The following is a 252-nucleotide window of genomic DNA, read 5'->3' on the forward strand; positions in this document are numbered from 1 at the left end:
AGACCAAGGGCAAGGTCGAGCGGCCGTATCGCTATATCCGGCAGGACTTCTTCCTGGCGCGCCGCTTCCAGAACCTCGCCGACCTGAACCGCCAACTGCGCGAGTGGCTCGACACGGTTGCCAATGTCCGCGTGCACGGCACCACGCACCGCGTCGTCGCTCAGCACTTCAGTGAGGAGCGTCCTACGCTGCAGGCGTTGCCGGCCGGCACCTTCAACGGCGTGATCCGGCTTGAGCGGCGCGTGAGCCACG

1 pseudogene is annotated in these 252 nt (G+C 66.7%); it reads left to right on the forward strand.

What is annotated here, in order from left to right:
- Positions 1–252 (forward strand): annotated as a pseudogene (locus KPB06_RS34435) (IS21 family transposase); the annotation flags it as partial.

It is taken from the genome of Burkholderia semiarida, assembly GCF_029268935.1.
GTDB lineage: Bacteria > Pseudomonadota > Gammaproteobacteria > Burkholderiales > Burkholderiaceae > Burkholderia > Burkholderia semiarida.